This window comes from Blastococcus sp. TF02A-26 (assembly GCF_003319125.1).
Lineage (GTDB): Bacteria > Actinomycetota > Actinomycetes > Mycobacteriales > Geodermatophilaceae > Trujillonella.
The window spans coordinates 150689-174474 of sequence record NZ_QOHG01000011.1 but is presented as its reverse complement, the minus strand read 5'-3'; the positions used below and the strand labels follow the sequence as shown (position 1 = coordinate 174474).

The following is a 23786-nucleotide window of genomic DNA, read 5'->3' as shown; positions in this document are numbered from 1 at the left end:
ACGAGGGACCTCCTGTGGTCGGAGTGGGTGCTTGGCGGCTCCCACAGCCAACCCGGAGGTCCCTCCTCACTTCAAGATCACCCTCGGCCAGAGGCCGTGCACCAACCTGTCCGATCAGTACAGCTAGGCCGGGGGTACGACAGTCCTGACCTCCTGAGCAGGACCGATGCGCTCGGGATCAGCCCCGTCGGCTCCGCGCCACGCTCTTGGCGAGCGCGTCGACCAGCAGCACCGCCGGGACGGCGAGCACCGCCACCAGGAGACCGTCCAGCGGAGGTGGCCGGTGCCCCAGCAGGTCGGCGACCGCCGGCACGGCCAGCATGGCGACCAGGACCAGCAGCTCGACCGCCACGGCCCCCACCAGCAGCCGGTTGCCCCGCCACCCGAGGCGCCAGGCCGGCCGGCTGGTGCTGCGGCAGGCGAAGGCGTTGGCGAACTGCCCCAGGACGACCGCCGTGAAGGCCGCCCCGGAGGCGCCGGCCAGCGTGCCGCTCGACACGTCCTCCCCGTAGGACCAGCCGGCGCCCACCAGGACGGTCAGGAACGCCCCCATCGCCACGGTGGCCTCGACCGGCCCGAGCACTCCGAGCGCCCGGCGCAGCAGGCCGCCGTCCACCAGGCGACGTCGTGGAGGAGGCCCGTCCAGCACCCGGGGCGAGGAGGGCTCCGCGCCCAGCGCGAGCGCCGGCAGCAGGTCGGTGGCGATGTCGAGGCTGAGCACCTGCAGGACCGACAGGGCCAGGGGGATGCCGCCGCCGGTCACGGTGAACACGACGAAGGGCGCCAGCTCGGCCACGTTGTCGGTCAGGTGGTAGGTGAGGAAGCGGCGGATGTTGGCGAAGGTGGTCCTGCCCTGGCGGACCGCCGCGACGATGGTCGCGAAGTCGTCGTCCAGCAGCACGAGGTCGGCGGCCTGCCGGGCGACGTCCGTGCCGCTCGCGCCCATGGCGACGCCGATGTCGGCGGCGCGCAGCGCCGGTCCGTCGTTCACCCCGTCGCCGGTCATCGCGACGACGTGGCCGCGGGCACGGAGCGCGCGGGCGATGCGCAGCTTGTCCTCGGGCTCCACCCGGCACACGACGGTGCCGTCGGCGTCGAGCAGCGCCCCCAGCTCGGCCTCGTCGGCGGGCAGGTCGGCGCCGCGCACCACGTGGCTGCTCCCGTCCAGCCACAGGCCGGTCTGCCGAGCGATCGCCTCGGCGGTGGGGCCCGAGTCGCCGGTGATCATGGCCACGGCGATCCCCGCCCGCCGGCACTCCGCCAGCGCGTCGCGCACGCTCGGGCGCGGCGGGTCCTCCAGGCCGATCAGGCCCAGCAGCTCGAGGTCGCGCTCGGCGGAGGCGGCGTCGGCGTCGTCGGCCAGCGGTCCGATGCGGCGGGCGACGGCCAGGACGCGCAGCCCGCGGGCGGCCATGCGCGCCGCCTCCTCGGCCGCGGCCGGGTCGGGCGGGCACAGCGGCAGCACGCCGTCCGGCGCGCCCTTGAGGGAGAGGACGCCGTCGTCCCAGACCGACATGCGACGCCGGCGGGGGTCGAAGGGGAACCGGCGGGTGCCCTCGGGGGTGCCGTGCACGGTGCCGTCGACTCCCAGCCGGTGGGCGAGGGCGTCGATGGCCGCCTCCATCGGATCGCCGACCGCCACCCAGGTGCCGCCCTCGGCGTGGATCCGCCCGGTGGAGCAGACGGCGGCCGTCCGGGCGAGCACCCGGGCGGCGCCGACGGCCTCGGCGGTGCCGTCGAGCTCGGCCGTCGGCTCGTATCCCTCGCCCCGGACCGCGAGCGTCCCCGCGGGCGTCCAGACGTCGAGCACCGCCATGCGGTTCTGCGTCAGGGTGCCGGTCTTGTCGGTGCAGATGAAGGTCGTCGCGCCGAGGGTCTCCACCGACTCGAGCCGGCGCACCAGGGCGTGCCGGCCGGCCAGCAGCTGCGCGCTGTGGGCGAGGGAGAGCGTGACGGTGGGCAGGAGGCCCTCGGGCACCAGCGCGACGGTGACCCCGACGGCGAAGAGGAAGCCCTCGCTGAGCGGGAGACCGAGCAGCAGGCCGGCGACGAAGCACACCAGGCCGATGCCGAGGGCGAGGACGGTGATGGTGCGGACCAGCCGGTCCAGCTCGCGTGCCAGCGGCGTCTTGGCGCGCTCCACCGACCGGGTCATCGTGGCGATCGAGGCCAGCCGGGTGTCTCCGGCGATCGCGGTGACGACCGCGCTGCCCTCGCCCTCCACCACGAAGCAGCCGGCCGCGAGGACGTCGCCGGCGGACTTGCCGACCGGCTCGCTCTCCCCGGTCAGCATCGCCTCGTCCACCCGCAGCCCGTGCACGTCCACCAGGAGGAGGTCGGCGGCGATCCGGTCGCCGGCCTCGGACAGCACGAGGTCGCCGACGACCAGGTCGACCGCGTCGATCTCCTGACGCAGCCCGTCGCGGACGACCGTCACCCGGTGCGGCACGAGGTCGCGCAGGGCCTGCGCCGCCCGGTCGGCGCGGTACTCCTGGACGAACGCGAAGACCCCGTTGAGGACGACGATCACCGCGATCGCCACCGCGAGCTGGGGCATGCCGCCGAGGAGGGCCAGGACCGCGGCCGCCCAGAGGAGGAGGGCGAAGAAGTGCACCAGCTGGGCGCCGAGCAGGCGCACCGGGGAGGGCGGCTGCTCGACCGGCAGCCGGTTGCCACCCGGGGGCCGGCGGGCTGCGGCCTCGCCGCCGGTGAGCCCCGACGCGGGGGCGACGGGCGGAGCGTCGGAGCCGGCGGTCACCGGGCCAATCTCCGTGCGATCCGGGGCCGCCGTCGGCGGGCGGAGGTCCCGCGGCCCCGGACGAGGGTCCCGGGGCGGGGGAGCCGTTCGGCCCTGCTCGCCCCCGCACCCCGCGAGTGGCGAGCAGGAAGCGGCCGTCCGCCGAGGCGGCCCTGGAGCCGTCCGTCGTGTGCCTCCCGGATCACCGGGACGGGATCCGCGCGGCGACCACGGTCCCCAGGGCGGCGGGCAGCCAGAAGGTGAGCGCACGGGCGATCAGCACGGCGGCGCAGGCGTCGGCGAAGGGCACGCCGAGGGCGACGAGCAGGATGAGCAGCGCGGCCTCCGCGGCGCCGGGGAGCCCGGTGAGCGGGAGCGCGGTCCACAGCAGGCGGAGACCGGCGTACCCGGCGGCCACGGCGAGGACCGCGGCCCGACCTCCGGCTGCCTGGACCGCGCAGGCCAGCGCCGCGGCCTCGAGCGCGGTCGCGAGGGCGGCCCAGGCGACCTGCGCCGCCCACCGCCGGGGCGGGTCGACCAGGCGGAGCGGCCGCACCCCCTGCCGGTCGGGGAGTCCGCCGCCGCGGGCGGCCAGCACCTGGCCCGCCGCCACCAGGCAGGCGGCGCCCAGGGCGATCAGAGCCGCGCGGAGGGCATCGCCGGGCGCCTGCCAGTCGCCGAGCCCCGGGCGGCCCAGACCCATCGCCAGGGCCCCGACGACCACGGCGGCCGCGCCGGCCACGGTCCCGGCGGTCGTGCGCCGCACCGCGCGGGCGGCGGCCTCCGGGAGCACCCCGGCGCTCTCCAGAAAGCGCTCGGCCGCCCGGCGGCGCCCGGCACGGCCGCGCAGCAGCGAGGCGCCGTCCTGGACCGCGCGGACGCCCAGGACGCGTCCGACGGCGATCCGCCGGTCGACGGTGGCCAGCACCGCCGCCGCGGCCGCCACCCGGGCGAGCGCGGCGAACACCACGGCCCCGCCCAGCCACCGCCAGCCGACGTCCTCGATCGTCTCCAGGACCGCGGTCCCCGACTCGACCAGGAGGAGGCCGAGGACGAGGGCGCAGCCGGCCGCCACCGCGGCCACGGCCATCCGCCCGGGAGCCGGCCACGCGGGGCGGGACGGGTCGGGCAGCCCGAGCCTGGCGCGCACCACGTCGGTGAGCTCGCCCAGGAGTTGCGGCCGCTGCCGCAGCCGGCCGCGGGTCTCCGCGGAGAGGGTCAGCGGGGCGAGGGACGGGAGCGCGGCGGCGACCCGCTCGGCGCCCAGCACCGACACGGCGGCGTCGACCACCGGCGCGGGGTCGAGGGCAACGGCGAGGGAGGCGAGCAGCTCCGCCACGTCGTCGGCCATCGCGTCGTCGGAGGCGCCGGTGCGGGCGTTCCCGAAGTCGACGAGCCACGGCCGGGCGTCGCCGTCGACCAGGACGCTGGCGGCCACCAGGTCGTGGTGGGCGACGCGGGCGGAGTGCAGCAGCGCCACCTGCTCCCACACCGCGCGCAGCAGCTCCGGCGTCGCCTCGGCCGGCCCCAGCTCGTCCAGCGGCCGGCCGGCGACCAGCTCCTGGACGACGACGGCGTGCCGGTCGGTGCCGGTGGCGACGACCACCTCGGGCACCCGGACCCCGCGGACGTGGGCGGTCATCGCCGCGACGGCCTCGTGCTCGGCCTGGTGCCCCAGCGGCGCGACGGCGTCGTCGTCCTTGACGTCACGGACCGACAGCAGCCGCCACACCCGGTGCAGCCAGTCCCGCTCGGCCCGGTCGGGCTCCAGGTACTTCACGTAGACCGGGCGCCCGCCGGGGGTGACGCCGAGGAACGGGTGCGAGCTGCGCGCCCGCACCGACGCCGGACGCACCCGGGTGCCCGCGAGGCCGACCGCCGCGAGCAGCTCCTCGACCCGTGCGGGACGCACCGTCCGGCGCGGGATGCCGAACGCCAGGTGCACCGCGGAGCCGATCGCCCAGCCCAGCGCCAGGCCGCCCAGGACGTCCAGCGGCAGGTGCGCGCCGACGTAGACGCGGGCCAGCGCCACGGTCCAGGCCAGCGCCCACACCGCCCGCCGGCCGCGGCGCGCCAGGTACGGCGCGAGGGCGGTGGCCAGCGCGGCCGCGACGGCGGAGTGGCCGGAGACGAAGCCGATCCCGCCGATGGGCCCCTCGTGCAGGACCGCGCCGACCGGCAGGCCACCGGGCCGTTCCCGGCCGACGATCGACTTCACCAGGTCCGCTGCGAGGTACGCCGCCACACCGGCCAGGAGCACGTCGCGGGCGGCGCGGAACCGGCGGAGCAGCGCGGCGACCGCCGCCACCGCGGGGACGGCGACGACGTTGCCGAGCTGCATGACCGCCCAGACGGCCGGCAGGACGATCCCGGGCAGGTCGTTGAGCAGCCGGAACGCGTCGCGTTCGACGGCCGAGATCTCGCCCTGCTGGGTCAGCAGGAAACCGACGCCGAGGACGGCGAGGCCGAGGCCGACGCGGACGAGGTCGGTCCGGAGCCGGACGACGCGGGCCGGCCCGACCGCCACGGGGGCCGGGGCGTCCGCGGTGGGCACGTCGGCGGCGAGTCGCGTGGTCACCGGCCCAGTGCAGCGGCCCCACCGCGGCGAGGCTGCTGACCACCGGCCCCAGGCGTAGGGACGGAGGTCCCTTCGGACCGCCGGGTCGGACGACCAAGATCGTCGACATGCCGCTCGCCGTGATGGATCCGCCCGCTGCACGCCGACAGACGCCGTGGCTCGTCGTGGCGGTCCCCGCCGGGCCCGACGTCCCCGCGTCGTTGGTGTGGGCGCTGCACGAGGCGGCGCGGCGCGAGGCCACGGTGCTGGCCGTGGCGCTGGTCGACAGCGGCGTGCCCGACCGGTTGCGCACGGCGGCGCTGGGCACGCTGGACGCCCTCGTGCTGAGGGCCGTCGGGCTCACCGGCGTGCACGGGCGGGCGCGAACCGCGCTGATGGACCCGCTCGTGTACCAGGCGCTCGCCGGCACCGCCCGCGGCGGCGACCTCGTCGTCGTCCGTCCCGAGGGCAAGACGCTGCTGCGGCCGGCGACACCGCGGTCACCGGCCGTCCGCCCGCTCGCCCGGACGGCGTGACGGCGCCGACCGCCGCTCCCGGCGCGGCCGGGCGAGGCGGGATCCGGCGTCCGTCGTGGCCCGACGGCGGGGGCGTGCGTCGCCCCTCCGGCCGCGACCGCCTCCTCCGCCGGCCGGTGCCGCCGCGGGTCTGGGCGTGGTCGGCGGCGGTGGCCGCCGCGGCGCTGCTCCTCGTGCTCTGGGCCGGTCGACCGGGCGGCCTGCCGCCGCTCGACCGGGCGGCGACCGACCTGCTGGCACCCCATGGAGGCCACCCGGACCTGGCCGCCGACCTGGCCCGCTTCGGCGCGCAGCTGGGCTACCGGGTGCTGTGGGTGCCCGCGGCGCTGGTCCTGGTCTGGACGGCGCGATGGCGGCACCTGCTGGTGTACCTCGGCTCCATCTCCGTGGTCGCCGCCGTGGCCCAGGTCGCCGTCGGCGAGGGCGTCCTCGTGCGCGCCGTCCGGGCGGAGCTGACGGGCTCGCCGGACGCCTTCTCGCTGTCGGCCTGGCCGGACGTCGTCCTGGCCACCGTCGCCGTCGGCACGCTGCACGTGCTCACCCCCTCCGGTCGGGCCCGCCGCTGGGGGTGGGGAGCCGTCGTCCTCCTCCTCGGTGCCTGCATCGCGCCCCGCATCGCGCTGGGCCTCGACGACGCGTCCACCGCCGTCGCCAGCGCCGTGCTGGGATGCGGCGCGGCCGTGGTCGTCTTCTCCGTGCTGGCACCGGAGGACGCCTTCCCGGTCACCTACCGCCGCCGGGTGAAGGCCCACCTGGCCCTCGACGCCGCGCGCACCGAGCGGATCCGGGCCGCGCTGCGCGACCAGCTGGGGCTGGAGCTGACGTCGATCGAGCCCTTCCGGCTGGACGGCTCCGCCGGCTCGACGCCGTGCCGGTTGCAGGTGACCGGCGGCCCGGTCGACGTGCTGTTCGGCAAGCTCTACTCGCGCACCCACCTGCGGTCCGACCGCTGGTACAAGCTCTTCCGCGTGCTGCGGTACGGCCGGCTGGAGGACGAGGCGCCGTTCTCGTCGGTCCGCCGCCTGGTCGAGCACGAGGACTACATGGTGCGGCTGCTGCGCGACGGCGGCGTGCACGTGCCCGAGCCGGTCGGGGTGGTCGAGGTGCTGCCGGGCGAGGAGTACCTGCTCGTCACCGAGCTCGTGCCCGACTCCGTCGAGATCCTGGACTCCGGCATGGGGGACGCGGTCGTCGACGACGCGCTGCACCAGGTCCGGCTGCTGTGGGCCGCCGGCGCGGCGCACCGGGACGTCAAGCCCTCGAACGTGCTGGTCCGGGGGGAGCGCGTCGTCCTCATCGACGTGTCCTTCGGCGAGCTCCGCCCGTCGCGCTGGCGGCAGGCGGTGGACCTGGGGAACATGCTGCTGGTGTGCGCCCTGGTCGCCGGGCCCGAGCGGGTCCTGGAGCGGGCCCTGCGCCAGTTCACGGCCGACGAGCTGGCCGAGGCGTTCGCCACGACGAGCTCCCTGACCGTGCCCCGGCAGCTGCGCCGGCGGTTGGACGCCGACGGCCGGGACCTGGTGGCGCAGTTCCGCCGCCGGCTGCCCGGGCACCCGCCGATCCGCGTGCAGCGCTGGAGCGCCCGCCGGGTGCTGCTGGCGCTGGGGACGGTGGGCGGCGTGGTGGCCACGGCGGGTGTGGTCGCGCTCAACCTGCGGGCGGGGGGCCTGCTGTGACGGTGGAACCGGCCGCGCGGCCGGCGGCGGGCCGGGTCACCCCGCCGACGGGTCTCACCGCGGCCGAGGTCGCCGAGCGGGTGGCCGCCGGCGCGGTCAACGTTGCGGCGGCACGGACCAGCCGGAGCCTCGCGGCGATCGTGCGGTCGAACGTCCTCACCTTCTTCAACGGCCTGCTGACCGCGCTGTGGGTGGTGGCGGTGCTGACCGGCCGCTGGCAGAACGCGCTCTTCGGCGGAGTGGTGGTGGCCAACGCGGCCATCGGCATCGTGCAGGAGCTGCGGGCCAAGCGGACGCTGGACCGCCTCGCCGTCCTCACCGCGCCGCGGGCGCGGCCGGTGCGCGACGGCCGCGAGGACGAGGTGGCGGTGGCCGAGGTCGTCCTCGACGACCTGCTGGTCGTGCGGGCCGGGGACCAGGTCCCCGTGGACGGCGTGCTCCGCGACGGCACCGGGCTGTCGGTCGACGAGTCCCTGCTGACCGGAGAGGCCGACGCCGTCGCCAAGGCGCCCGGCGACCGGCTGCTCTCCGGCTCGGTCGTCCTCGCGGGCGCCGGACGGATGCAGGCCACCGCCGTGGGGGAGCAGGCCTACGCCGCGCGGTTGGCCGCCGAGGCCCGGGTCTTCACCCGCGCGCGGTCGGAGCTGCAGGAGGGGACGAACCGGATCCTGCGCTGGATCGCGCTGGGCCTGCTGGTCGTCGGCCCGCTGGTGCTGTGGAGCCAGTTCCGCACGGAGGAGAACGAGGACTGGCGCGACGCCGTCACCGGCACCGTGGGCGCGCTGGTCGGGATGATCCCCGAGGGGCTGGTCCTGCTCACCACGCTGGCCTTCCTCGTGGCGACGCTCGGACTGGCCCGCCGCCAGGTGCTGGTGCAGGAGCTCCCGGCGGTGGAGGGGCTGGCCCGCGTCGACGTCGTCTGCCTGGACAAGACCGGCACGCTGACCCACGGCGACGTGACCTTCGACCGGCTGGTGCCGCTCCCGGCGCACGACGCCGCGGCCGCCGCGGGACTGGCGCTGCTGTGCGCCGCCGACGGCGGCAACGCCACCGCGCGGGCGCTGGCCGCGGCCTTCCCCGACGCCGGCACCGACGTCGCCGCCGGCGCGGTCCCCTTCTCCTCGGCGCGCAAGTGGTCGGCCATCCGCACCGCCGGCGGGACGAGCTGGGTGCTGGGCGCACCGGAGATGGTGCTGCCCGCTCCCGCCACCGCCGCCCAGCGGGAGGCCCGGACCGCCGCCGAGGAGCTGGCCGCGCGGGGGAGCCGGGTGCTCCTGCTCGCCCGGTCCCGGTCGCCGTGGAGCGGGGACCCCGGCGAGCCGGACCTGCCGGATGCGCTCGAGCCGGTGGACCTGGTGGTGCTCGCCGAGCGCATCCGGGACGACGCCGCCGAGGTGCTGCGCTACTTCACCGACCAGGGGGTGGCGCTGAAGGTCATCTCCGGGGACAGCCCGCGCACGGTGGGCGCGGTCGCCGCCTCGGTCGGCGTGCCCGGCGTGGCCGGCGCCGCGGACGCGGTCGACGCCCGCACGCTGCCCGAGGACGTCGGGGAGCTCGGCGCGGCCCTGGAGACCGCGAGCGTGTTCGGCCGGGTCACGCCGCACCAGAAGCGCGCCATGGTCCGGGCGCTGCAGGCGCGGGGGCACGTGGTGGCCATGACCGGCGACGGCGTGAACGACGCCCTGGCGCTCAAGGACGCCGACATCGGCGTCGCCATGGGCAACGGGGCGCCGGCCACCCGGGCGGTGGCGCAGCTCGTGCTGCTCGACGGGCGCTTCGCGCACCTGCCGCAGGCCGTGGCCGAGGGCCGCCGGGTGATCGCCAACATCGAGCGGGCGGCCAACCTCTTCCTGGTCAAGAACGTCTACAGCCTGCTGCTGGCGCTGGTCACCGTGGCGACGCTCGTGGCGTACCCGCTGGCGCCGGTCCAGCTCACCCTCATCTCGACGCTGACCATCGGCGTGCCCGGCTTCTTCCTGGCCCTGGCTCCCAACACGCGGCGCTACGTGCCGGGGTTCGTGGGCCGGGTGCTGCGGTTCAGCGTGCCGGTCGGGGTGGTCACCGGCGCCGCCGCCTACGCCGCGTACGCGGCCACCCGGTGGCTGGACGAGGACGGCGGGGTCGATGCCGCGCGGACGGCGGCCACGCTGGTCGTCCTCGTCGTCGCGCTGTGGACCCTCGGGGTCCTCGCCCGGCCGCTGACCGGCCCGAAGGCGGCTCTCCTGGCCGTCATGGCGGGTGTCGCCGCGCTCGTCGTCGCCGTGCCGGCGCTCGGGGAGGACGTCCTGTTCCTGCAGCCGACGGGCTCGTTGCTGCTGCTGGCAGCGGGGCTCGGGTCCGCCGGAGCGCTGCTCGTCGAGGTCGTCGCGCGGACGGGTGCGGCGACCGCCCCCGGCGCCCGCGTCGCCTAGCGTCGTCGCCGGCCCGGCGGACCGGAGACCTGCCCGACTGCATGCCCATCGGCGCGGCGAACGGGCCGAAGGTCCCCGGACCCGCCGGTGACCGCCCGCCGAGACTCGAGGACGAAACGAGGGCCGGGCAACGGCCGGGGACGGGTCCACGGGGGGAGCGGCGGACGTGCGGACGGTCGAGGGAGCGGAGACGCTGGGCGAGGGCGAGTGCCGGCGGTTGCTGAGCCGCGTCCCGGTGGGTCGGATCGCCTTCACGGCGCGGGCGCTCCCGGCGGTCCAGCCGGTGCCCTTCGCGCTCGACGGGACCCGGGTCGTCGTCGCCGCGGTGCCCGGCAGCACCCTGGCGGTGTCGTGCCCGGGCACCGTCGTCGCGTTCGAGGCGGACGGCTGGGAGCCGGACGGGGGCGCCTGGGCGGTGACGGTCGTGGGTCCGGCCCGCGTGGCCCACGCGGAGGCGGAGGTGGCCAGGCTCGACCGCCTGCATCTCCCCTCGTGGTCGCCCTCCGCGGGGCGCTGCTACCTGGTGATCGAGAACGGCATCACGAGCGGCTGGCAGATGCCGCCCGGATCGGTCGGCGTGCGCCGGTCCGTGGGCACGGACGGCCGCGCCAGCGCCTGACCAGCGGTGCGGCGCGCATGCCCTGCGCGAAAAGGCGAACTGTGGTTCACTTGTCCTCGTCGTGGAGGGGAGTACCCCGTCGCCGTCCGCCGTCAGCACGGCCCCCCTGGGGCCCGGCGGGCAGAGCTCCCGGACGTGGGAGCTGGGGAGACCTCCGGTCGGAACCGACCGGGAGGTTGTGCCGTGGACGTGCCCCTGTGGATCTGGCTCGCCGTGCTGGCGGTCATCCTCGCGATGCTCGCGATGGACCTGTTCGCCCATCGCCGGGCGCACGTCATCGGCCTCCGCGAGGCCGCGGTCTGGTCGGGGATCTGGGTGGTCTTCGGCGTGGCCTTCGGCGTCGGGGTCTGGTGGCAGGCCGGCGCCGAGTACGGGCAGCAGTACTTCGCCGGCTACCTGATCGAGAAGTCGCTGGCCGTGGACAACGTCTTCGTGTGGGCGATCGTGCTGTCGTACTTCGCGGTGCCCCGGGAGTACCAGCACCGGGTCCTCATCCTCGGCGTCGTCGGTGCGCTGGTGTTCCGCGGCATCTTCATCGCCGCCGGGTCGGTCCTCATCGCGAGCTTCAGCTGGGTGCTGTACGTCTTCGCCGCGTTCCTGCTCGTCACGGGGGTGCGGATGGCGCGCTCGCGCAGCGAGCACCTGGACCCGGCACGGTCACGGGCGCTACGGGCCTTCCGGCGCCTGGTCCCCATGACCGACGCCTACCACGGCCAGCGGCTGGTGATCCGGGTCGCGGGCCGGCTCGTGGCCACGCCGCTGCTCGCGGTCCTGGTGGTCATCGAGGTGACCGACGTCGTCTTCGCCGTCGACTCGATCCCGGCGATCTTCGCGGTCACCGACGAGCCGTTCCTGGTCTTCACGGCCAACGCGTTCGCGGTGCTGGGCCTGCGGGCCATGTACTTCCTGCTCGCCGACCTGGTGCACCGGTTCGTGTACCTGAAGACCGGGCTGGCGCTCGTGCTCGTCTGGGTGGGCGTCAAGATGCTGCTCAAGGTGGACCTGTACTACGTGCCGACGACGGTCTCGCTCGCCGTGATCGCCACGATCATCGGGGTGTCGGTCGTGGCCAGCCTCCGGGCGACGCGGGGTCAGGGCCGGGTGCCGGTCGGCTCCGCGACGCCGTCGCCGTTCCGGGTCGCGTCCGAGGAGGAGACCGCCGCGCTGGAGCCGACGTGGCGGCGGCGTCCGGCGGAGCGGGTCGGCGCAGGAGGAGGTCGGGACCCGGTGGGGTGACGTCCACCGCCTCCGACGACGAAGGCCCCGCGGTCAGCCGACCGCGGGGCCTTCGAACTGTGTCCGAGGGGGGACTTGAACCCCCACGCCCGATAAAGGGCACTAGCACCTCAAGCTAGCGCGTCTGCCATTCCGCCACCCGGACGAGTGCGGGACAAGACTACAAGACGCCTCCGGCCGCTCGACGCACCCCCGAGCCGTCCGCCGACCCCGGTGTCGGGCCCTGGTGTCGGGCCCTGGTGTCGGCCCTGGTGTCGGGCCTGGTGTCGGGCCTGGTGTCGGGCCTGGTGTCGGGCCTGGTGTCGGCCCTAGCCTCCGCTGCGGCTCCCCGCTGCCGGAGGTGGTCGTGACGTCGTCGGAACCGTTGTCGCCCGCGAGACGGGCACGCGCCGTCGTGGCGCTCGGGCTCGGTGTCGCCGCTGGTGCCGCCAGCATCACGATCCTGTCCCAGATCATGCGGTCGGTCAGCGCCGTCGGCGGCTCGTGCGCCGACGGCGGGCCGTACGTGTCGGCCCAGCCGTGTCCCGACGGCACGGGCGGCGCGCTGCTGCTGGTGTTCGGGTCGGCGCTCGTCTGCGTGCTCGGCACGCTCTGGGGTGCGCACGTGCTCCGGGCGCCCCAGCCGGTCCTGCTGGGCTGGCCCGCGCTGTTCCTGACCCTGGGCTGGAACTTCCTGGACGACGGCTGGTTCGACCCGCCGCCCGGCGCCGGGGTGAGCGGCGGCTTCATCTTCTGCGGGATCCTCTTCTGGGTGATGGGCGCCGGCCCGCTGCTCATCGGGCTCTCCGTGCTGCGGGGGAACCGCAGCACCCGGACGACCCCGCAGGCCGGGCCGCCGCCGGTCGTCGTCCACCACCCGCACCTGGAGGAGCCGCCGCCGGCTCCCCGGGCCCCGGACCTCCCCGGGGGCGACGACCCCCGCGCCTCCGCCATGTCGGTGGCCGGGCGACTGGAGCGGCTGGCCGCTCTGCACGCCTCCGGCGAGCTCACCGACGACGAGTACCGGCTGGCGAAGGCCGCGACGCTGCGCGAGGAGGTGTCGGGGTGACGCAGCCGCGGCGGAGCACCTGGCGCTGGTGGCTCTACTACCTGGTCGCGGCGGGGCTGGGCGTGTGGGCCGGCCTGGCACTGTTCACCTGGGTCACCTCCTGACCGGCTGCGGACCGGCGCATACGCTCGGCCGATGGAGCCCGCGCCGCTGACCCGCGCCCAGGACGAGGTCGCCGAGCTGCTCAGCGACCTCATCCGGATCGACACGACGAACACCGGCGACACCGCCACCGGCAAGGGTGAGCGCCTGGCGGCGGAGTGGGTTGCCGGCAAGCTCGACGAGGTCGGCATCGGCTCGCAGATCTACGAGTCCGAGCGCGGCCGGGCCAGCCTGGTGGCCCGCATCCCCGGCACCGACCCGAGCCGGCCGCCGCTGCTCGTGCACGGCCACCTCGACGTCGTCCCCGCCGATCCGAGCGAGTGGAGCGTGCACCCCTTCTCCGGCGAGGAGCGCGACGGCTACGTGTGGGGCCGGGGCGCGGTCGACATGAAGGACATGGACGCGATGACCCTCGCGCTGGTCCGGGACTGGGCGCGCACCGGCGTCCGCCCCGAGCGCGACATCGTGCTGGCCTACCTCGCCGACGAGGAGGCCGGCGGCACCCTGGGCGCCCGCTGGATCGTGGACGAGCACCCCGACCTGTTCGCCGACTGCACCGAGGCGATCAGCGAGGTCGGCGGCTTCAGCATCACCGTCCGCGACGACCTGCGCCTCTACCTCGTGCAGACCGCCGAGAAGGGGCTGGCCTGGATGCGGCTCACCGCCTCGGGCCGCCCCGGCCACGGCTCGTTCGTGCACGACGACAACGCCGTCACCCGGCTGTGCCAGGCCGTCGCCCGCATCGGCTCCACCCGGCTGCCCACCGTGCTCACCCCGCCCATGCGCGCCTTCCTGGACGCCGTCAGCGAGGCCTACGGCATCGAGATCGACCCCGACCAGCCCGAGGAGGCCCTCGCCCGGCTGGGGTCCATCAGCCGGATGATCGGCGCGGCGCTGCGGAACACCGCCAACCCCACGATGCTCGACGCCGGCTACAAGACCAACGTCATCCCCGGCACCGCCACCGCCACCGTGGACGGCCGTTTCCTGCACGGCCAGGAGGCGGAGTTCGAGCGGCAGCTGGCCGGCCTGATCGGCGAGGGCGTCCAGCGCGAGTGGATCGTCCACGACCAGGCCGTGGAGACGACGTTCGACGGCCCGGTCGTCGACGCGATGGTCGCAGCGCTGAAGAGCGAGGACGCCGGCGCCCGCCCGGTGCCGTTCACCATGAGCGGTGGCACCGACGCCAAGAGCTTCGAGCGCCTGGGCATCCGTTGCTTCGGGTTCTCCCCGCTGCGGCTGCCCCCCGAGCTGGACTTCGCCGCCCTGTTCCACGGCATCGACGAGCGGGTGCCGGTCGAGTCGCTGCGGTTCGGCATCCGCGTGCTCGACCGGTTCCTGCGCACCGCCTGACCGAGTGGTGTGATGCCCCGGTGAGCACACTCGAGCCCGGCGCCGTCGCACTGATCACCGGAGGGACCGGCGGCTTCGGCCGCGCCCTCGCCGCCACGCTGCGCGAGCGCGACGTGACCGCCGTCCTCGCCGACCTCGACACCGAGCGCAACCGCTCGGTCGCCGCCGACCTCGGCTGCCCGTTCGTGGCGCTGGACGTCACCGACCTCGCCGCCAACGAGGCCGTCGTCGCGCAGGTCGAGGCCGAGCACGGCCGGCTCGACGCCGCCTACCTCAACGCCGGCATCTCCGCCGCGAAGAGCGACGACGCCCTCGACCTCGACGAGTTCATGCGCGTGGTCACCATCGACCTGTTCGGCGTCGTCTACGGCGTCCAGGCCGCCCGCCCGGCCATCAAGCGGGCCGGCGGGGGAGCGATCGTGGTGACGGCGTCGCTGGCCGGCCTCTCTCCGATGGCCACCGACCCCGGCTACAGCGTGGCCAAGGGCGGCGCGATCGCGTTCGTCCGCTCGATGGCCCCCCGGCTGGCCCGCGAGGGGACGACGATCACCGCCATCTGCCCCGGCTTCGCCGACACCGCGATCATCGACCGCATCCGGCACGAGTTCACCGCGGCCGGCTTCCCGGTGCTCACCGCCCAGGAGGTCGCCGACGCGATGATCGCCGCCTGGACCGACGGCGAGCCCGGTGCCGCCTACGTCGTCCAGCCCGGGGTCGGCGTCGTGAACTACCGGTTCAAGGGCGTGCCCGCCGCGCGGACCGAGTCCGGCGAGCCCGCCGTCGTCCCGGAGGCACTGCGCCCGAAGGACATGCGCTAGCAGGTCAGGACGGGGGACCGCCCGGGCCGCCGGGACCGCCAGGAGCGGTGCCGCCACCGGTGGGCGTGGTCGAGGTGTCGACCCCGGCGGTGAGCCGGACGGTGTAGCCGCCGGACACGTCGCCGGTGACGGTCGCGAGCTGGAGGGCGCCGCCGTCGTCGCCGAAGACGTTGTCGCCGGTCAGGCTCACCCGGGCGAGGTTGCGCACCGAGGCCTCGTAACCGCTGGTGGCGTAGACGGTCGCGCAGACGTCCTCGGGCAGCGCGACCTGGGAGGTGGCGATCGCCGCGGTCGAGTCCGCGATCGAGGCCTGGTCGGGGTAGACCTCGAAGTGGATGTGCGGCCACCGCCCGTCGTAGCAGGCCGGGAAGACGCTGGTGAAGGTCACCGTCCCGTCGGCCCCGGCGACCTGCACGCCGCGCAGGAAGTTCTGGTCGGTGACTCCCTGCGAGTACAGCGAGTACCCGCCCTCCCGTGTGCAGTGCCACACGTAGACGGCCGCACCCTCGAACGGCACGCCGCCGCCGGCCAGATCGGTGACGGTGAGCTGGAGCGTCATGGGCACGCCCTCCGCGGTGCCGCGGTACACGCCGAAGCTGTCGCGGATGTCGCTGCGCACGATGCCGGACTGCTCCAGCACGTCGGGGCCGTTGGAGCCGTCGCCGGGGTAGGGCCCCGCGGTCTCGTCGGGGATCTCGCCCGCCGCGGCCGTCGTGCCCGCCGAGGAGGACGCGGACGCCGTCCCGCCGTCCCTACCGCAGGCCGCCAGTCCGAGCGTGGCGGCGCCGATCCCGACGAACCCGAGCAGCCTCCGCCGGCTCATCAGCGTGCCGACGTCGAAGCCCAGTCCCTGGTCGACGAGGTCCTCGCCGGGGCGGGGGAGGGGGCGTCCCTCGTAGGAGGAACGGGTGGGGGTGGTCGGCACGGGGACTCCCGGTGGTGACGGTGCGTTGTCGAGTCCACCCTGCGGAGTCGACCGCTGTGTCACCTGGGCTGCCGCTGTGCGTCTGCTGGGAGCCGTCCGCTCCGGCGCCGGGCCGTCCCGGCGGCCTGCGGTCAGTCCTCGCGGGGCCCGCGGCAGGCGAAGAGCACGGCCGGGGGCACGTTCCACGGCGAGATGCGCGTGGTCACCCGCGCGAACCGGCGGCGCAGCTCCTTGAGGATCAGCGGCGAGTACTGGATGACCAGCACCGCGCCGCCGGGCGCGACGATCCGCGGCAGCACGTCGAGGATCCGCTGCCGCAGCGCCGGGGCGAACGAGGTGTAGGGCAGGGCCGAGACGACGATGTCGGCCTGGCGCCCGTCGAGGTGCTCGCCGAGGTTCTCCGCCGAGTCGCACACCACGTGCAGCCGCGGGTCGCGGTAGCGGCCGGCCAGCAGCTCGGCCAGCTGGGCGTCGATCTCGACGGCGATCAGCTCCGCCTCCGGACCGAGCCGGGCCAGCAGCTCGCCGGTCTGCACGCCGGTGCCCGCGCCGAGCTCCACCACGAGCTTGGCGTTGGGCACGTCGCCCAGGTCGAGCATGTCGCGCACCGCCCAGCGGGAGGTCGGCAGGATCGCGCCGACCTGGCGCGGGTTGGCGATGAACGCCTTCAGGAACTTGAGGCGGTCGTCGAGGTGCTGGTTCACGGGTCCTCCCGGGCCGGGGTCCGGGCGGCGGATCGCCCGCGAAGACCCTGGCACGACACCCGTGGTCGCTGCCAGCGGGGGTCTAGACGTGCGGTCCCGGGAGGTAGGACAGCCGCGACCGGCGGCGCAGGATCACCTTGCGGGTGCCGTCGGCGTGCAGCTGCAACCGGGCGAGCTCCCAGCCGCCGGTGTCGGCCTGCAGGATCAACATGGTCGCCGCCGCGGACCGGGACGTGCCCGGCGGGATCCGCAGCGGCGCGAACTCGTAGTCCCCGGCCGCCTCCATCCGCCCGATGGTGCCACGCCGTTCGCCGGAGCGTCACCCTGCCGACACCCACCGAGCCGTCCGTCCCCTCCGACGGCAGGATGGGTCCGACGAACGACCCGACGCCCAGCGAGGAGGACGACGTGAGCCAGCCCGACCCCGCTCTCGGCGCGAACGACGCCGACCGCGCCGAGCAGGAGGCCCTGCTCGAGCCCGTCGCACCGGCCACCGCCGGCGACGCCGCCCCGGTGGGGGACGACGTGCCCGAGGGGGACGCCCTGGAGCAGCAGCTGGCTGCCCGCCCGGGCGAGGCCGGCCGGCCGGCCACGGTCGGCGGCGTCGAGGCCGACGAGGCCGACGTCCTGGAGCAGCAGGCCGACGTGCCCGTGGACGAGGACGACCTCCGCGGCTGACCTGGGCGGCCGGTGCTGTTCGCCGAACACGGGTTCCCCGCTCAGGACGCGCTCTGGTCGTGCAGCGGCACCGGCTGACCGGCGCCGCGGTGCACCCGCCGGCCCGGCACGTGGGGGTGTCGACGCAGTGGCCGACGCGGCGGCTGGAGGACCCGGTGTCCCGCGCCCGACCGACGTCCGGACGTCCGGGGGCGGCGGTCCTGCCGACGGCGACCGTCGCGCGTCCGGGTGACGGGGACCCGCGGCGGGGCCCCCACCGGGCATGCTGCCGCTCGTGGCCACCCTGATCGTCGTCTCGCTCGTCGTCGCCGTGCTGGCCCCGCTCGCGGCGTTCGCCGTCGCCGGCCGGCGCTTCTGGGCCTCGGTGGGCACCGAGGCCCCCGCCGGTCTGCTGCAGCGGCACGGGCTGGAGGCGGGCGACACCCTCGGCGTCCAGCGGGCGATGGCCCGGGGGCGCCGCGCGGAGTCCGACCGGCTGCGCCCGGCGGTGGTCGAGTGGGCGCGGACGACGCTGGAGGCGACGGCGGAGCAGGAGCGCCGGCACCCGCGGCGCCGGGCGGTGGCGCTGGGCCTCACGCTCCTCGGCGGCGTCGCGCTCGTGTTCGCCGTCCTCCTCGCGCTGACCGACGGCGGAGCGGGCGCGGGGTTCTGGCTGGTCGTCGTCCTGTCGCTGGGTCTGCTGGTCAACCTCGTGCTGCTGCCGCGGCTGGTGCGCCGCAACCTCGGCCGGGCGGTCGAGCTCAACGCCTGACGCCTTCCCCTCCGGGCGCCGATTTGGTTAGGCTTCCCTAACCCGATCGCCCGGAGGCTCCGCATGACCGCTCCGCACGGCTCCACCCCGGTGCACCCGTCCGCCCTGGACGGCGCCGCCCTCCCCGCGGAACGGGCCCGCACGGTCGCCGCGCGGGCGGGCGCCGCGCTGTGCCTCCCCGGCCGCGAACCCGCCCGCCCGCTGGCGCACGCGACCACCGCCGCGGGGCAGGTGCTCGTGCTCGTCCCCTCCGGCGGGGAGGCCGCCGCCGCGGTCGAGCACAGCCCGGAGCGCGACCTCAGCGCGCTGCTGATGGTCAGCGACCGGGCGCCGGTGCCGCTGCGCGACCCGGTCCGCGCCCAGGTCTGGCTGTCCGGCTGGCTCACCCCCGTCCCCGAGCGGGACGCGCGCGCGGCGGCGCTGGAGTTCGCCGCCGTCCGCCCGGCCGGGGACCTGCTCGACGTCGGGCGGACCACCACGCTGCTGCGCCTGGACCTCGCCGAGGTCGTGCTGCGCGAGGGGGAGCGGTGCACCGAGGTCGGCCCGGCCGACTTCGCCGCGGCCCGCCCCGACCCGCTGCTCGCGGTCGAGACCCGGATGCTCACCCACGTCGACCGCTGCCATCCGGAGGTGCTGGCCACCCTCGCCCGGCTGCTCCCGGCCGGGTCGGTGGGCGCCGAGGACGTCGTCCGCCCGCTGGGACTGGACCGGTACGGCTACCGGCTCCGCATCGAGCGGCCGCGCGGCGCCACCGACGTCCGCATCGCGTTCCCCCGGCCGCTCACCTGCGCCGGGCAGCTGCACGCGGCCACCCAGCGTCTGCTGCGCTCGGCCCCCTAGCGGCCGACCGACGCCAGCACCTCGGCGAGTTCCGCCGGTCGGCTCACCATCGGCCAGTGCCACGTCGGGAGCTCGACGTACGTCCAGTCGCCGGTGACCATGTGCGCGAAACCGGGTGCGTGGGGCGCCATCTCTCGCAGCTGCTCGAGGCCGAAACTGCACAGCACGCCCGTCCGTGGCAGCCGCTCCCAGGCGCCGGTGAGCGCGACCGGACGGGTGGCGGTGAGCCAGGGCTGCGGCCGCGAGCCGTCGACCAGCGCGGCGACGGCAGCGTCGTCGACCTCGGCCACCTCGGCGGCGAGCACGGCCCAGGGCGGCGGAGGGAGCTTCCAGCCCTCACCGTGGGCCATGACCAGATCCTGGTTGGCCGCGCGCGCGTCGGGTCCCTCGAAGTCGGCCTGCGCCATGCCGTCCGGCAGGGGCCCCGAGTCCACGTAGACCAGCCGCGCCACGCGCTCGGGCACGCGGTCCGCCGCACCGGTCGTCACGAGGGCGCCGTAGCTGTGTCCGACGAGCACGACGTCGTGCAGGTCCAGCTGCTCGAGCAGGTGCACGACGTCGTCGATGTGGGTCGTCAGGTCGGTCTCGGGCGAGGCGAGGTGGGCGCGCTCTCCCATGCCCGGGAGGTCGACGGCGTGCACGACGTGACCGCGCGCACGCAGCGAGTCGGCGACGGGGCGCCAGACCCGGGCGCCCAGCCAGAAGCCGGGGACGAGGACGTAGGTGGTGGCGTTCATGTGGGCGACGCTAGGCTGGAATGCGGGCAGATCCCGCCCGGTATGGCGACTCCGCTCCACCGCTCGTCCCAGCAGCACCGAGGAGGGCCGGTGACCCGCCCGACCGCCCGCGTGCTGGCCATGCTGGAGCTGCTCCAGACCGGCGGGCAGCGCACCGTCGGCGATCTCGCGGCCCGGCTCGGGGTCGACGAGCGCACGGTCCGGCGCTACGCCGAGCACCTCGTCGACCTCGGCATCCCCGTCCACGCACAGCGGGGCAGGTACGGCGGCTACCGGCTCTCACCGGGCTACAAGCTGCCGCCGCTGATGTTCACCGATGACGAGGCCATCGCCGTCGTCCTGGGTCTCAGGGCCGCGGAACGCGCGGGGCCTGCCACCACCGACCACGCAGCGGCGGCCAGCGCGCTGGCCAAGGTGTCGCGTGTCCTGCCGCGGGCCCTCGGCCAGCGGCTCGACAGCCTGCTGTCGACCGCACAGTTCACGACCCCGGTGCGGGAGACCGCTCCCGCCGGCGCCGACGCGCTGCTCGGTCTCGCCTCGGCCGCGCAGGCGCGTCGCACCGTCGTGATCGCGTACACCGCCTGGGACGGTCGGGAGTCGCAGCGTGAGCTCGACGTCTACGGCCTGGTCTTCCACTCCGGCCGCTGGTACGTCACCGGGCGCGACCACGGCCGCGACGACCTGCGGACCTTCCGACTGGACCGCATCGCCTCGGTCGAGCAGGGCGACAGCTCCTACGTCGTGCCGGCCGGCTTCGACGCCACGACGCAGGTCGTGACGGGGATCGCCGCGGTCAGGTGGTCGCACGAGGTCGCCGTCGTGCTGCGGACCACCCGCGCCGATGCGGGCGCTCGACTGCCCCGGAGCGTGGGACGGCTGAGCGAGCACGTCGACGGTGTGCTCCTCGAGACGCGCGCCGAGCACCTCGACGGCATGGCCCGCATGCTGGCCGGACTCGGCTGGGACTTCGAGGTGATCACCCCGGGCGCTCTCCGCGAGGAGGTCCTCGCCCTGGCCGACCGCCTCCGCGTCAGCGCACTGCGCGGCGCCGTCCCGGACACCGCGGCCACGCCCTCGACCTGACGCCGCCGCCCTCGCCCGGACCCGACGCGAGAGACACGCCCCCGCTCACTCGGCCAGGGCCTCGGCGAGCAGCGGCGCGAGCCGGGTGCGGCGGGGGCGGACGTCCACCTCCCGCACCGCCCGCGCCAGCGCCGCGCCCGAGGCGTGCACGATCGACAGGTGCGACTGCGCGCGGGTCAGCGCGGTGTAGACCAGCGGCCGCGACAGCATCCCGCCGGCCTCCGGGGGCAGGCAGACGACGACGCCGGGCCACTCCGAGCCCTGCGCGCGGTGCACGGTGATCGCCCAGCCGTGCCGGAGGTCCGACAGCGCGTTCGTCGGCACGGTGACCGGGCCCGAGGCGAAGGCGACGTCCAGGGACCCGTCGCCGGTGCCGGTCACCACGCCGGTCTCCCCGTTGGCGAACCCGATCGGCTCCAGGTCCAGGTGGTTGGCGGTCGCCACCACGCGGTCGCCCACGTCGAAGCCCCACACCGTGCCGTGGCCGGGGTTCAGCTCCGCCTTGAGCGCCTTGTTGAGCTCGATCGTGCCGGCCGGCCCGCGGTGCACCGGGGTCACCACCTGCACCGTCGCCGGGTCGATGCCCAGCGCCCGCGGGATCGAGTCGGTGACCAGCTGGACCACCCGGCGGGCGGCCTCCGCGCTGCCGGTCGCCGGGACGACGACCACCTCGCGGTCGGGGGAGTCCACCGGCGGCAGCTCCCCACCGCGCACCGCGTTGGCCAGCCGCGCGATCGCCCCACCCTCGGCCTGCCGGTAGAGCGTGGTCAGCTCGGTCACCGGGACGACGCCGGAGTCGATCAGGTCCCCGAGCACGTGCCCGGGACCGATCGAGGGCAGCTGCGCCGGGTCGCCGACGAGCACGAGGTGGGTGCCGTCCTGGCACGCCTCCAGCAGCGCCGCGGTCAGCTCCACGTCGAGCATCGAGGCCTCGTCGACCACGACCACGTCGGCGTCCAGCGGCCACTCCTCGTTGCGCGAGAAGCCGCCGGTCATGCCCTGCGCGCCCAGCAGCCGGTGCACCGTGACCGCGGGGTGGTCGGTGAGCTCCTCCAGCCGCTTCGCGGCCCGCCCGGTCGGGGCGGCCAGCGCCACCTCGCTGCCCTTGGCCATCAGCAGCTTCACGACGGCGGCCACGGTGCGGCTCTTGCCGGTGCCCGGACCGCCGGTGAGCAGCGAGACGCCGGCGCCGAGCACGGCCGCGACCGCCTTCTTCTGCGCCTCGTCGAGCCCCTTGGCCACCGAGCGCACCGCGGCGGGGTCGGCGATCCGCTCGGCGGTGGCCATCAGCCGGGCGACGTTCTCCGCCACGGCCTCCTCGGCCATCCCGTACCGGGCCAGCGACAGCATGCGCAGCGCCGGGTCGGGCTGGGGCGGTTCCTCGTCCGACTCCTCGTCCCACTCCGGCTCCGGGGGCTCGTGGTCGAGCACGTCCCCGGAGTCGACGGCGGCGGCGATCGCAGCGGCGGGATCGGCGATCCCCTCGGCCCGCAGCGCGGCGACGACGAGGTCGACCGGCAGCACGGTGTGCCCGTCCCGCGTCGCCGTCCGGAGGGTGAGGGCGACGATCGCCCGGCCGCGGCGGGTGTCCTGCCGGTCGGCGCCCGGGAGCAGGGCGATGGCCAGCCGGTCGGCGTCGGCCAGGGCCACCCCGGTCAGCCCGAGCAGCGCCCACGGGTCGTCGCGCAGCCGGCGGGCGGCGTCGGGTCCGAGCGCGTCGGCGGTGCCCGCGGCCAGCTTCGCGTCCAGCCCGGCACCGACCAGCAGCGTGACGACCTCGTAGGTCGGCGCCGCGGACAGGAAGCTGGAGAACAGCCGCTCGGCCCGCTGCTTGCCGACCTTGGGCAGCTTCAGCAGCTTGGCCGCGGTCACGTCGTCCGGGGAGGTGATCCCGGCTGCGGGCAGCTCGGCGGCGGTCCGCTTGCCCAGCCCCGGCCAGAGCCCGGCGGCGCAGAAGGCGGTGAAGACGCGGTCGGCCGTCGCGGGCGCGCTCATCGCCGCTCCGGATAGGCGAAGTGGGGCGCGGAGACGTCCTCCAGCGCCGTCCGGATGGCCGCGGGGAGGCGGACCCCCTCGGCGTCGAGCGAGGTCTGCAGCTGGGCGGCGGTGCGCGCGCCGACGACCGGCGCCACCACGCCGGGCCGGTCGCGCACCCAGGCCAGCGCCACCGCCAGCGGCGTCGTCCCCAGGCCGTCGGCGGCGGTGATGACGGCCTCGACGATCCGGTCGGAGGTGTCCGAGCGCAGCCCGTCGATGAACCCCTGCCACTGCGGCGAGGCGCCGCGGGACTCCGTCGGGGTGCTGTGCCGGTACTTGCCGGTGAGCAGCCCCCGGCCCAGCGGCGACCAGGCCAGCACGCCCAGGCCGAGCGCCTCCGCGGCCGGCACGACCTCGCGCTCGACGCCGCGCTGCAGCAGCGAGTACTCGACCTGCGTGCTCACCAGCGGCACCCGGCCCGGCCACGCCCGCTGCCAGGTCGCGGCCTGCGCGGTCTGCCAGCCGCTGAAGTTGCTGATCCCCACGTACCGGGTGCGTCCGGAGGTGACGGCCAGGTCGCAGGCGGCCAGGGTCTCCTCGAGCGGGGTGTGCTCGTCCCAGGCGTGCAGCTGCCACAGGTCGACGTGGTCCAGCCCCAGCCGCTCCAGCGATGCGTCCAGCGCGTTCAGCAGGTGCCCGCGGGAGGCGCCGCGGCCCATCGGCCCGGGCCCGGTCCGGCCCGCGGCCTTGGTGGCCACGAGGACCTCCGACCGGGGGACGACGTCGGACAGCAGCCGGCCCAGGGTCCGCTCGCTCTCGCCGTCGCAGTACACGTCGGCGGTGTCGACCAGGGTGCCGCCGGCGTCGACGAAGGCCGTGAGCTGCATCGCGGCCTCGTCCTCGTCGGTGTCCCGGCCCCACGTCATGGTGCCGAGCGCGAGCCGGGAGACGACCAGGCCGCTGCGCCCGAGAGCCCGTTGTTCCACGGGATGCCAACC

General features: G+C 76.0%; 20 protein-coding genes and 1 tRNA gene. 12 read left to right on the top strand and 9 right to left on the bottom strand.

What is annotated here, in order from left to right:
• Window positions 1–178 precede the first annotated feature (178 nt).
• On the bottom strand, window positions 179–2758 hold the full coding sequence (locus DQ240_RS14305; RefSeq protein WP_113840269.1) for a cation-transporting P-type ATPase: 2580 nt from the start codon (window positions 2756–2758) through the stop codon (window positions 179–181).
• A 181-nt stretch (window positions 2759–2939) separates the two neighbouring features.
• Window positions 2940–5315, bottom strand: a complete 2376-nt coding sequence (locus DQ240_RS14300) for a phosphatase PAP2 family protein (protein WP_113840268.1) — start codon at window positions 5313–5315, stop codon at window positions 2940–2942.
• Between the two features lie 107 nt (window positions 5316–5422).
• Here DQ240_RS14300 and DQ240_RS14295 point away from each other — a divergent pair, with 107 nt between their 5' ends.
• The 5 genes from DQ240_RS14295 (at window position 5423) to DQ240_RS14275 (ending at window position 11772) form a co-directional block, all read left to right on the top strand.
• Window positions 5423–5830 carry a hypothetical protein gene (locus DQ240_RS14295; RefSeq protein WP_113840267.1) on the top strand — a complete coding sequence of 136 codons (408 nt, stop codon included), beginning with the start codon at window positions 5423–5425 and terminating at the stop codon, window positions 5828–5830.
• A 74-nt stretch (window positions 5831–5904) separates the two neighbouring features.
• Window positions 5905–7506, top strand: coding sequence for a hypothetical protein (locus DQ240_RS23290; RefSeq protein ID WP_158548690.1), 1602 nt, complete (start codon window positions 5905–5907; stop codon window positions 7504–7506).
• Window positions 7503–9917 (top strand): HAD-IC family P-type ATPase, encoded by a 2415-nt coding sequence (locus DQ240_RS14285; protein ID WP_304550308.1) that lies wholly within the window; start codon window positions 7503–7505, stop codon window positions 9915–9917. The genes DQ240_RS23290 and DQ240_RS14285 overlap by 4 nt, the downstream gene beginning before the upstream one ends.
• Window positions 9918–10083: 166 nt before the next feature.
• A complete protein-coding gene (locus tag DQ240_RS14280) occupies window positions 10084–10536 on the top strand; it encodes a pyridoxamine 5'-phosphate oxidase family protein (RefSeq protein WP_113840265.1) in 453 nt (150 codons plus the stop codon).
• Window positions 10537–10719: 183 nt separating this feature from the next.
• Complete coding sequence (locus tag DQ240_RS14275) at window positions 10720–11772, top strand: TerC family protein (protein ID WP_113840264.1); 1053 nt, start codon at window positions 10720–10722, stop codon at window positions 11770–11772.
• Between the two features lie 60 nt (window positions 11773–11832).
• Here DQ240_RS14275 and DQ240_RS14270 read toward each other — a convergent pair.
• Window positions 11833–11917, bottom strand: a tRNA-Leu gene (locus DQ240_RS14270).
• A gap of 249 nt (window positions 11918–12166) precedes the next feature.
• Here DQ240_RS14270 and DQ240_RS14265 point away from each other — a divergent pair.
• From DQ240_RS14265 to DQ240_RS14255, 3 genes are all read left to right on the top strand, one after another.
• Window positions 12167–12820, top strand: coding sequence for an SHOCT domain-containing protein (locus tag DQ240_RS14265; RefSeq protein WP_199589305.1), 654 nt, complete (start codon window positions 12167–12169; stop codon window positions 12818–12820).
• Window positions 12821–12955: 135 nt separating this feature from the next.
• Window positions 12956–14275 (top strand): M20/M25/M40 family metallo-hydrolase, encoded by a 1320-nt coding sequence (locus DQ240_RS14260; RefSeq protein ID WP_113840262.1) that lies wholly within the window; start codon window positions 12956–12958, stop codon window positions 14273–14275.
• Window positions 14276–14295: 20 nt separating this feature from the next.
• Entirely contained in the window at window positions 14296–15093 is a 798-nt protein-coding gene (locus DQ240_RS14255) for an SDR family oxidoreductase (RefSeq protein ID WP_113840261.1), read from the top strand.
• A 4-nt stretch (window positions 15094–15097) separates the two neighbouring features.
• Here the strand turns inward: DQ240_RS14255 and DQ240_RS14250 are convergent, their stop codons facing one another.
• From DQ240_RS14250 to DQ240_RS14240, 3 genes are all read right to left on the bottom strand, one after another.
• Window positions 15098–16018, bottom strand: a complete 921-nt coding sequence (locus DQ240_RS14250; RefSeq protein WP_199589304.1) for an intradiol ring-cleavage dioxygenase — start codon at window positions 16016–16018, stop codon at window positions 15098–15100.
• 131 nt (window positions 16019–16149) lie between these two features.
• A complete protein-coding gene (locus tag DQ240_RS14245; protein ID WP_113840260.1) occupies window positions 16150–16722 on the bottom strand; it encodes a class I SAM-dependent methyltransferase in 573 nt (190 codons plus the stop codon).
• A gap of 82 nt (window positions 16723–16804) precedes the next feature.
• Window positions 16805–17008, bottom strand: a complete 204-nt coding sequence (locus DQ240_RS14240) for a DUF5703 family protein (RefSeq protein ID WP_113840259.1) — start codon at window positions 17006–17008, stop codon at window positions 16805–16807.
• A gap of 122 nt (window positions 17009–17130) precedes the next feature.
• On the opposite strand from DQ240_RS14240, the gene DQ240_RS14235 reads away from it, so the two are divergent.
• The 3 genes from DQ240_RS14235 to DQ240_RS14225 all read left to right on the top strand — a co-directional run bounded on the left by DQ240_RS14235 (window position 17131) and on the right by DQ240_RS14225 (window position 18991).
• A complete protein-coding gene (locus DQ240_RS14235; RefSeq protein WP_199589303.1) occupies window positions 17131–17400 on the top strand; it encodes a hypothetical protein in 270 nt (89 codons plus the stop codon).
• Between the two features lie 274 nt (window positions 17401–17674).
• On the top strand, window positions 17675–18151 hold the full coding sequence (locus DQ240_RS14230; protein ID WP_147261998.1) for a hypothetical protein: 477 nt from the start codon (window positions 17675–17677) through the stop codon (window positions 18149–18151).
• Window positions 18152–18214: 63 nt separating this feature from the next.
• Complete coding sequence (locus tag DQ240_RS14225; RefSeq protein ID WP_113840257.1) at window positions 18215–18991, top strand: DUF2470 domain-containing protein; 777 nt, start codon at window positions 18215–18217, stop codon at window positions 18989–18991.
• Here the strand turns inward: DQ240_RS14225 and DQ240_RS14220 are convergent.
• The gene (locus DQ240_RS14220) at window positions 18988–19728 is read right to left on the bottom strand and encodes an alpha/beta fold hydrolase (RefSeq protein ID WP_113840256.1); all 741 of its coding nucleotides are present in this window, start codon (window positions 19726–19728) and stop codon (window positions 18988–18990) included. The genes DQ240_RS14225 and DQ240_RS14220 overlap by 4 nt on opposite strands.
• Window positions 19729–19818: 90 nt before the next feature.
• Between DQ240_RS14220 and DQ240_RS14215 the strand changes: the two genes are divergently transcribed.
• Window positions 19819–20811 carry a YafY family protein gene (locus DQ240_RS14215; RefSeq protein ID WP_113840255.1) on the top strand — a complete coding sequence of 331 codons (993 nt, stop codon included), beginning with the start codon at window positions 19819–19821 and terminating at the stop codon, window positions 20809–20811.
• A gap of 45 nt (window positions 20812–20856) precedes the next feature.
• Here DQ240_RS14215 and DQ240_RS14210 read toward each other — a convergent pair whose 3' ends face one another.
• Window positions 20857–22806 carry an AAA family ATPase gene (locus DQ240_RS14210; protein WP_113840254.1) on the bottom strand — a complete coding sequence of 650 codons (1950 nt, stop codon included), beginning with the start codon at window positions 22804–22806 and terminating at the stop codon, window positions 20857–20859.
• Window positions 22803–23774, bottom strand: coding sequence for an aldo/keto reductase (locus DQ240_RS14205; RefSeq protein ID WP_113840253.1), 972 nt, complete (start codon window positions 23772–23774; stop codon window positions 22803–22805). Before DQ240_RS14205 ends, DQ240_RS14210 begins: the two co-directional genes overlap by 4 nt.
• Window positions 23775–23786: the final 12 nt, after the last annotated feature.

Excerpts from the sequence above, each read along its gene's own strand:
- DQ240_RS14295 (WP_113840267.1), top strand. The coding sequence starts at position 5,423 with ATGCCGCTCGCCGTGATGGATCCGCCCGCTGCACGCCGACAGACGCCG.
- DQ240_RS14260 (WP_113840262.1), top strand. The coding sequence starts at position 12,956 with ATGGAGCCCGCGCCGCTGACCCGCGCCCAGGACGAGGTCGCCGAGCTG.
- DQ240_RS14240 (WP_113840259.1), bottom strand. The coding sequence starts at position 17,008 with ATGGAGGCGGCCGGGGACTACGAGTTCGCGCCGCTGCGGATCCCGCCG.
- DQ240_RS14225 (WP_113840257.1), top strand. The coding sequence starts at position 18,215 with ATGACCGCTCCGCACGGCTCCACCCCGGTGCACCCGTCCGCCCTGGAC.
- DQ240_RS14220 (WP_113840256.1), bottom strand. The coding sequence starts at position 19,728 with ATGAACGCCACCACCTACGTCCTCGTCCCCGGCTTCTGGCTGGGCGCC.
- DQ240_RS14210 (WP_113840254.1), bottom strand. The coding sequence starts at position 22,806 with ATGAGCGCGCCCGCGACGGCCGACCGCGTCTTCACCGCCTTCTGCGCC.